Below are 8,675 nucleotides of genomic sequence, written 5' to 3'. Positions count from 1 at the left end.
GTCATCTGCTAGGACGTGCCGCATTGGTCGGCGCGCCGCAACCTCGACAGATTGACAGCCGCATCGGCCGTGGATTGATTGCCGATCGATGCTTCGCTGCGGGAAATGAAGGGAGTTTTCGGCCATGGCGCGGACGCTGGTGATCGGCAACAAGAACTACTCGTCGTGGTCGATGCGGCCATGGATCGCGCTGCGGGCGACCGGGGTGGAGTTCGACGAGGTCGTGATCCCGCTCTACACCGGCGATGCCGACAAGCGGCGCATCCTCGCCTTCACGGCCGCCGGCAAAGTCCCGGTTCTGGTCGATGGCGACGTCACCATCTGGGATTCGCTGGCGATCATCGAATACGCCGCCGAGCGCTTTCCCAAGGCCCAGCTCTGGCCCGATGACGTCGCCGCGCGGGCTCACGCGCGGTCGGTATCGGCCGAGATGCACTCGGGCTTCGCCGCGCTTCGCAACGAGTGCGGCATGAACATCCACCGGCCGGTGGGCGCCAAGCCGCTGTCGGACGCAGCGCACGCCGATATCGCCCGGGTTCAGGAGATCTGGACCGACTGCCGGCACCGCTACGGCCGGTTCGGGCCGTATCTGTTCGGCCGCTTCACCGGCGTTGACGCGATGTTCGCCCCCGTCGTGCACCGGTTCCGGACTTACGCGGTCGAGGTCGATCCGATCGTCCAGGGCTACATGGAGGTGATGATGGCGTTGCCCGCGTTCCAGGAATGGACTCAGGCGGCCCTGGCCGAGACCTGGATCATCGACAAATTCGAAACCGCCTGACTCAAGGGGATTCATTCCCAGCGCCCCGTCGTTTCGGGCTTGTCACCGCCTAGATCGCTGAAAAACAAGCAAAATCGGGGCGCCAGCCATGCGTGAATCACTGGCCAGGAGACCTCCTCGCGTGCTATAAGCGCGCGGGGCTTGGGGGGAACCGATCACACCCGGCGACAAGGGGCGGATCGGTAATCAAGTGGCGCAGGAGTTGAGCGTTGAAGCACAAGTTCGTGGTAGGTGAATCGGTCTATTTTACCGCCAGCAACGTTGCCCGTCCGGCAGCCAGCGGGATTTATGAAATCGTCCGGCTGCTCCCGACCGATGGGTCTGACTGTCAGTATCGCATCAAGAATATGTCCGAGGCGTTCGAGCGAGTCGCCAAGGAAAGCCAGCTCAGCGTCTGCTGAGCCGCGCGTCGTCATCCACTCCAGGACTTAACTGCCTCTGAGATCATCATCGCTGTCCCGACTCCTCTTCACGGAGGCAGGGGCAGCGATCTCGGGGACTGTTTCGGCGAGTCTTTCGCTCTTTGCTCTTCCGCGCGCCTTCCGGTGTTTCCCAAGTTTGGCGTTCTGTCGCCAAGTCTGGCGCTGTTTCTTTGACTCTCGCTTTGTCTTGAACCGTTTTTCCGTTGCTCTTGCGCATTTTCTCGTTGCGCCAATTTTGGTCGTAAAGCCGGTGTTCAGTCGCTGGATCGGCGCATAGGGGACAACGCGCATGGATTGGGCTGCTTGGTCGGCGTCGCTCGACCGAATTCTTCATTCACCGGCTTTTCCGATGTGGGCGATGGTGGCGGTTGCGGCCTTCGTGGCGCTCTTGGTGCTGATCACGCTGCTGCGCGCCGATAAGTCGTTCGCCAATGGCGCGCTGGTGGTAATCACGCTCGGTGCGATCGGTCTGGCCGGCTATGCCGGCGTTCGCGGTCTCGGCAATGCGGGCGCCACCGCGCAGGCTCCGGGCGAGGCGCGTGACCCGGTCGCCAAGGCGATTCCGGCGCTTGCGTGTGTCGACGACCTCGCCGGCGACATGGTGCTTTCGGCCTGCGAAAAAGCGCTGTTCAGTTCGCCGGAGACCGTTGCGGCCGCTGTGTCCTATGCGTCGGCCCGGCTGGCCCGACTGACCGCGCTGGGGGATGCCGCCGCTGCGGACAAGCAGATGACGCCGGAGCTGGCACGCCTGCGCCGCGCGATCGAGCGCGACCGCTACGGCCTGATCGCTTACGTGCTGGCGTCGCAGGATCGCTGCCAGCCGACCGACTGCCCGGCGTTTCGATCGCTCACCGACACCAGCCGGATCGCAGCCAACATCGGCGAGCATCTCTACGAGACCACCTTGACCCGCTACGCCCCGAGCTGGGGCGGCCCAATGTCGGCCGGCTTCGGCGGCGCGGCCGCAAACGGTGCCGCGGCCCCTGCGCAGGGAGCCGTGCCGGCACCCGCGGCAGTCACGGAAGCCCCGAGCGGCAAACCCACCGATATCGATTTCCCGACGTCGGCCTCGATTCCGCCTGTCAGCATCATGGCGCCGGAGCCTGGGCAGGGCGCTGCGAGTGCCGGTTCGGCCCGACCGGCCGCCGCGCCCGCCGTGCATGGTGCCGCAGCCAATGCCAAGGCCGCCCCCGCGGCGGCGGCCAAGAGGGCTTCCGCTCCCCCGGCCGCTGCCCAGGCGACGGCCAATCAGAGCGCAAACGGTGCTCCCGCGCCGACCCCGCCGGCCAAGAGGCCGCCCGCTCCTCCGAAGCCGAAGCCGCTCGCGCCGGTGCAGCTTGCGCCGGGAGCTCCGGCCTCGGATAACTGAGCGGCGGCGTCGGCCGGCGCAGGAAACTTGGACTCAATGGCACTGCATCTGATCAAGCTCGCCGTCGGCTGCGAGTCGGTGAAGGATTTGACCCAGCGGGTGACGGAACGCGCCAAGCAGGCCGGCCGGCACATCCACATCACCCGAATGGTCCCGAAGCGGGACGCCGAACTGCTCGATGGCGGATCCCTGTATTGGGTGATCCGGGGCGAGATCGCGGCGCGGCAAAAGCTGGCCGCGATCGAGCCATTTCGCGACGGTGAAGGAATCAGTCGCTGCCGGCTGGTGCTCGAACCGAAGGTGCACCCGGTCAGCCCGCGTCCGATGCGACCGTTCCAGGGCTGGCGCTATCTCACCGCGGTGGACGCGCCGCAGGACCTCGGCAACGCCGCCGAGGGGATCGCGGCGATGCCGGAGCCGATGCGCCGCGAATTGCGGGAGCTCGGGCTGCTGTAGGCGACGTCCGCCGCCGCGTCGTCGAGAACCTATGCGGTCTCAGACCGCGATGTTGTCGATCAGCCGGGTCTTGCCGAGCTTGGCGGCGACCAGCAGTCGGATCGGACCGTCCTTGCGGGATTTGATCGGAGCCAGTGATTCCGCATGGCGGGCTTCGAGATAATCGAGCACGAAGCCTGCGCCAGTAATCAGTTCGGCACCGGCCGCCAGGGAGGCGTCGATGCTCTTGCCGGCCTTGATGCGCCTGGCGACCTCTTTCATCGCCCGGTACAGCGTCGGCGCCAGCACGCGCTCTTCGTCCGACAGATAGACGTTGCGCGACGACATCGCGAGGCCGTCGCGTTCGCGCATCGTCGGCGCGCCCACCACCTTCACGCCCATGTCGAGATCCACGGCCATCCGCGTCACCACGCGAAGCTGCTGGAAATCTTTCGAGCCGAACACCGCGACGTCCGGCCGGCACTGGTTGAACAGTTTGCCGACCACGGTGGCGACGCCGCCGAAGAAATGCGGACGGAAGCGATCTTCAAGGCCGGCGACGGCCGGACCTTCGGTGATGATCCTGGAGGAGAAGCCTTCCGGGTACATCGCCTTGACGTCCGGATTCCAGATCAGGTCGACGTTCTCGGCGGCGAGCTTGGCGGCGTCGGCCTTGAAGGTCCGCGGGTACGAGCCGAAATCCTCGTGCGGGGCGAATTGGGTCGGATTGACGAACACCGAGACCACCACCTTGTCGGCGCGCCGCTTCGCCAGCCGCACCAGCGACAGGTGCCCGTCGTGCAGGGCACCCATGGTCGGCACGAGCGCGACGCTGGCATTGCGCCGGCGTAGCTCGGCGAGTGCGCGGCGGAGAGCGGGGATGGTGCGGGCGACGACGGGAGGACTGGACATCGAAAGCTCGATCGCGATCAGCGGGACCATGCCGCACGAGGCGGCTGCGGAAAGGAATCCGATCTTATCAAGCCGTGTTGCCGACCGCCACCGCGGCGACCGACCGGCGGCAGCGTTAAGCCTGACGGCGGGCTGAAGACGCGTGCCGGATTCATCATGAAGCGCGAAGCCGCTTCCGTCCCGATCGAACTTAAGCAATTTGCTTGACCCTCGTCGTCACCGATTTGAAGATCAACGGCGAAGGGGAGATCGATGCCGATTGAGGCTTCCGAAAATCAGTCCGGCCCGGCGCGGGTCATCGTGCTCGGCAACGAGAAGGGCGGCTCCGGAAAATCGACGCTGGCGCTGCACATCGCGGTAGCGTTGCTGAAGGCCGGTCAGCGCGTGGCGACGATCGATCTCGATTGCCGGCAGCGGAGCTTCACCCGCTATGTCGCCAATCGCAGCGCCTGGTCGGAGCACGCCGGGCTCGATCTCGAATTGCCGCGGCACTGCTGCCTCAGCCTCGGCGAGACCATGCAGGTCGCCGACAACGAAGCTGCCGAATTTCAGCAATTCGCCGACGCGGTCGCTGCCGTCGAGCACGATCACGACTTCATCGTGATCGATACGCCGGGATCGGATAGTTATCTGATGCGACTGGCGCATTCGATGGCCGACACGCTGGTGACGCCGATCAACGACAGCTTTCTCGATTTCGACGTGCTCGGGACCGTCGACCCGACGACCTTCGAAGTAACGGGCGAAAGTCACTACGCTGCGATGGTGATCGATGCGCGGCGGCGGCGGCGCCAGCTCGACGGTTCCGACACCGACTGGATCGTCGTTCGCAATCGGCTGTCGACACTCGGATCGCGAAACAACCGGGTGGTCGCCGCCGGGTTGAAGGAACTCGCGATGCGGATCGGTTTCCGGCCGCTCGACGGGTTCGCCGAGCGCGTCGTGTACCGGGAGTTCTTTCCGCGCGGACTGACGGCGTTGGATCAGCTCGACGAGACGACCCTCGGCACCCGGCCGAGCATGGGGCACGTGACTGCGCGCGAGGAGGTCACTGATTTGCTGCGCAGGCTGAAGTTGCCGCTGGACGAGCGCGGTCGCCGCCGCGCCGCCAACCGCGCAGAGTGGTTCGCCCAGGCCGGCACGCCGCTGGAGCTGCACGACATCGTCGGCGCGTAGTTGCGCGACGTCCGGATCGGTCCGACCTTGGTGGTGATCCGGAAGCCCGAATGAGGACGGCATTGCGCGAGACGGCTTCTTCTCGGGAGATTTCGATCGTCTGCAACCGCCGTGGAGAATGATGGCCGCGCGCTGGCGGGGCATTGTGCAGATGCCCAACGAGGTGGCGTCGATCTGCTAATCTTTGATCTTTCTGTCATACGACTGTGATTTATAGTCCCATTGTCGATCGTTTCGGGCAGGGCTTCCGATCGACGCGGGATGGATGATGGCACGTGGAATCACAGTTCTTCTGGCACTGTGCCTCGTTTCGGCGGTGGCTTACTTCACCGCCTCGAAATGGGCGATCCGGCATCAGACGCTGACCTTCTACGACGCCTCGCGTCAACGGCCGGTGGAAGTCGCCGTCGCCGTTCGACGCGACAAGGAAATGCAGGCCGACGCCGGCTTGGCCGAGCTTCCGGTCGTCGTTCTCAATCACGGCAACACGGTGAAGTTCACCGAGTACTCCTTCCTTGCCAACCTGTTCGCGGTGCGCGGCTATCTGGCCGTGAGTATTCAGCACGATCTGCCGACCGATGGTCCGCTGGTCACCAAGGTCGGCGAACCGTATGTCGGGCGACTGCCGGTGTACGAGAAGGGCGTTGCGAACATCGACTTCGCGATCGCACAGTTGAAGACGATCGTTCCCAATGCCGACTACCGTCGCCTCACCATGGTCGGACATTCCAACGGCGGCGACATTTCGATGTACTACGCGCAACTCAATCCCGAGTTGATCCGGCGTGTCGTGACGCTCGACAATCTGCGGGTGCCTTTCATGATCGACGGCAAGTTCAAAACTCTGACGTTCCGGTCGGAGGATCCGGTGTTCAAGGCCGATCCGGGCGTGGTGCCGGACCCCGATGTTTGCGATCAGGCCGGGATCACCGTGGTCAAGACCGGCTTTCAGCACACCGAGATGAGCGATCGAGGGCCGGAGCGCGTCAAGAACGCGATCGCGGCGTCGCTCGACAAGTTCCTGGACGATGGCGGCATCGCGATCGGACGAAGTCCGCGCCCCCACGGTCCCGGCACGGTGGCATCGGCGAAATAGCTCTTTGGCCGACCGCATTGACGCTCGATCCGGCCGTCGCCACATAGGTCTCGCAGAGCCTTTAGCGAGTGCCGATGTCCCGCGAGCCGACTCCAGTTTCGATCCAGCCTTCCGTCCGCGAAAACGAGACGGTGGCGCCTTCGTCGTCGGCGGAGATTGCCGCCTTCGTCGCCAGGGCGCGGGCGATGGCGCCCGATGCAGTCGGCGCGCGCGGCCGTCTGGTGTTCGCTCTCGACGCCACGATGAGCCGGCAGCCGACGTGGGACATGGCCTGCGCGCTGCAGGCCGACATGTTCCGCGAGGCTGAAGCGACCGGTCGTCTGGACATCCGCCTGGTGTACTATCGCGGCTTCAACGAATGCCGGGCCTCGGGCTGGATTTCGTCGAGCGCCGAGCTGGCGCGGCTGATGGGCAAGATCGACTGCCGCGGCGGTCACACCCAGATCGGTCGGGTGCTGTCGGACGCCCGCAAGGAGGCGATCGCCTCCGGGGTGCGCGCCATCGTGTTCGTCGGCGATGCTATGGAAGAGCAGGCCGATGAGCTTTGTGCCCGAGCGGGTGAGCTCGGCATGCTGAAAGTGCCGGTCTTCCTGTTCCAGGAAGGGGGCGACCCGGTCGCTGAGCAGACTTTCCGAGAGATTGCGCGACTGAGCGGTGGAGCATGGTGCAGGTTCGATCCTGGCGCCGCAGCGCAGCTCCGCGAACTGTTGCGCGCCGCCGCGGCCTATGCGGCAGGCGGCCGCGCGGCGCTGCAGCGGCTCGCCGGCAGTGGCGGCGGAGCTGCGCTGTTGCTCAGTCAGATGCGGTAGTCGAGCTGGACTGCGGCCCGGTGCTTTTTCCGATGCCTCGCCTTATATTGTCGCCATGCCTACGCTGATTGCCGGCGCTATCGCCGTTCTGGTGCTGTACACGCTGCTGCAAATGCTCCGGTCCGCCAACCCGGCGGTGCTGGCACGCGCGCTGAAGATCGCAGGCGGTGTGGTCGCGCTGGCCGCAGCCCTGTTCACAGGCGTCAGGGGCGAACTGGCGGTGGCGATACCGCTCGGTCTGTTCGGCGCCGGGCTGCTCGGCTGGACACCGCTCCAGAACGCCGGCTTCGGCAATCTCGGCGGCCTGTTCGGCGGCGGAGCGCGCTCGCGCGGCCAGGCCTCGACGGTTCGGTCGCACTATCTTGAAATGCTGCTGGATCACGACAGCGGCGCGATGACCGGACAGATCCTGAAAGGCCCCAATGCCGGCCGTTCGCTCGACGAGTTCGACCTCGGCGAGCTTGCGGCAATGCTTGCGGGCTTTGACGCGGAGAGCTGTGCGCTACTCGAAAGCTATCTGGACCGCCGGTTTCCCGCTTGGCGTCAAAACGCGCATGGAGACACGGCAGGGGGGCAGCGAAGCCAGCCGTCGGGCAGCAAAATGACGACCGAGGAAGCCTATCAGATCCTTGGCCTGCAGCCGGGCGCGGGGCCGGACGAGATCGGGCGCGCCCACCGCACCCTGATGAAGAAATTGCATCCCGACCAAGGGGGGTCGACGTACCTTGCCGCCCGGGTAAACGCGGCCAAGGATACCTTGCTTCGCACGCATCGCAGCTAACTCCAGCAACGCAACTTTACGCTACAGACTGCGAGTGTCCTGATCCCCGAATTGACGCCCCGGGTCGCCCACCGTTTCGGCGTGGCCGTTGATTCAACTCTTATCGATCAATCATTGACGAGTGGTTTCGTCGCGAGATCCGCCCGCAGGATCGTTGCAGGACGATGTTCTGTGGCGCCCCCGGCTGCCACAAATGCGAACGCGACCGGACAGGTCCGGTCGCGTTCGGAAAACGGCCTTGCGGCGGCGATCAGTTCTTGATGGTGAAGCAGGAGATGTCGGAGCGCTTCAGCTTGCGGCACGCCGCCTCGGCTTCGTCGCGTTCCAGGCCGGCGAACCGGGCGCGATACAGCTTGCGATCGCCCTTGGTGGTGACGGTCTCGGTGAAAGGATCGGCCTTTCCGAGCAGACCGCTGGCTTGTTCCCGCGCCGCTTCCAGCCGCTTGCGCGCCTCGTTTTCGCTTTCCAGAGCGCCGACCTGGATGATCCAGCCGGTATGGGCAACCGTCTTGATCGCGCCTTGCTGTTGGACGGCGGGAGCCGGCGCGGCAGCGGTGTCGGCATAGGCCAGGGCTTGAGAATTTCGAGACGGCACACTGGAGGCCGGAAGCACGCCGAGGACGCCTTGGCCGGTGCCGTGACCGGCGGGCTGCGGGATCGTTTCCGGCCGGGTTTCGGCGCGGGCGATGGCAGTTCCGGAGGTTTCCGCCGGATCGCGACGCTGCGGCGGGATTGCACTGGTAACCGGCGGCGCGGCCACCGCGGAAGCGAGCTTGATCGGAGCAGACTTGACCTGAACCGTCTTGACCCGGACCGGCTTCATCGGTTCGGCGGAGCCGGGGACGATCACCAGCGGCTTGGTCTCGATGGTGCCGCTGTTGAACGGGCCGGGCT

At 65.4% G+C, this 8,675-nt stretch carries 10 protein-coding genes; 8 read left to right on the top strand and 2 right to left on the bottom strand.

What is annotated here, in order from left to right:
- The first annotated feature begins 124 nt into the window (after positions 1-124).
- From DU475_RS21905 to DU475_RS21890, 4 genes are all read left to right on the top strand, one after another.
- Positions 125-781 carry a glutathione S-transferase family protein gene (locus tag DU475_RS21905; protein ID WP_013501990.1) on the top strand — a complete coding sequence of 219 codons (657 nt, stop codon included), beginning with the start codon at positions 125-127 and terminating at the stop codon, positions 779-781.
- Positions 782-990: 209 nt separating this feature from the next.
- Complete coding sequence (locus DU475_RS21900) at positions 991-1,182, top strand: hypothetical protein (protein WP_013501991.1); 192 nt, start codon at positions 991-993, stop codon at positions 1,180-1,182.
- Positions 1,183-1,492: 310 nt separating this feature from the next.
- The gene (locus DU475_RS21895) at positions 1,493-2,572 is read left to right on the top strand and encodes a hypothetical protein (protein ID WP_164633323.1); all 1,080 of its coding nucleotides are present in this window, start codon (positions 1,493-1,495) and stop codon (positions 2,570-2,572) included.
- A 36-nt stretch (positions 2,573-2,608) separates the two neighbouring features.
- Entirely contained in the window at positions 2,609-3,028 is a 420-nt protein-coding gene (locus tag DU475_RS21890) for a DUF1489 family protein (protein WP_164633322.1), read from the top strand.
- A gap of 39 nt (positions 3,029-3,067) precedes the next feature.
- On the opposite strand, the gene panC is transcribed toward DU475_RS21890, so the two are convergent.
- Positions 3,068-3,919, bottom strand: a complete 852-nt coding sequence (gene panC / locus DU475_RS21885; RefSeq protein ID WP_164633321.1) for a pantoate--beta-alanine ligase — start codon at positions 3,917-3,919, stop codon at positions 3,068-3,070.
- A 252-nt stretch (positions 3,920-4,171) separates the two neighbouring features.
- Between panC and DU475_RS21880 the strand changes: the two genes are divergently transcribed.
- The 4 genes from DU475_RS21880 (at position 4,172) to DU475_RS21865 (ending at position 7,781) form a co-directional block, all read left to right on the top strand.
- Positions 4,172-5,095 (top strand): division plane positioning ATPase MipZ, encoded by a 924-nt coding sequence (locus tag DU475_RS21880; RefSeq protein ID WP_013501995.1) that lies wholly within the window; start codon positions 4,172-4,174, stop codon positions 5,093-5,095.
- 268 nt (positions 5,096-5,363) lie between these two features.
- Complete coding sequence (locus tag DU475_RS21875) at positions 5,364-6,191, top strand: alpha/beta fold hydrolase (RefSeq protein WP_013501996.1); 828 nt, start codon at positions 5,364-5,366, stop codon at positions 6,189-6,191.
- A gap of 74 nt (positions 6,192-6,265) precedes the next feature.
- Positions 6,266-7,000, top strand: a complete 735-nt coding sequence (locus DU475_RS21870; RefSeq protein ID WP_047309180.1) for a vWA domain-containing protein — start codon at positions 6,266-6,268, stop codon at positions 6,998-7,000.
- Between the two features lie 55 nt (positions 7,001-7,055).
- Positions 7,056-7,781, top strand: coding sequence for a DnaJ domain-containing protein (locus tag DU475_RS21865; protein ID WP_013501998.1), 726 nt, complete (start codon positions 7,056-7,058; stop codon positions 7,779-7,781).
- A gap of 250 nt (positions 7,782-8,031) precedes the next feature.
- Here DU475_RS21865 and DU475_RS21860 read toward each other — a convergent pair.
- A partial coding sequence (locus tag DU475_RS21860; RefSeq protein WP_164633320.1) for an SPOR domain-containing protein occupies positions 8,032-8,675 on the bottom strand: 644 nt, incomplete at its 5' end.

This window comes from Rhodopseudomonas sp. WA056, from assembly GCF_010906995.1.
Classification (GTDB): Bacteria; Pseudomonadota; Alphaproteobacteria; order Rhizobiales; family Xanthobacteraceae; genus Rhodopseudomonas; species Rhodopseudomonas palustris_G.
This window is presented reverse-complemented; position numbering and strand designations above follow the sequence as displayed.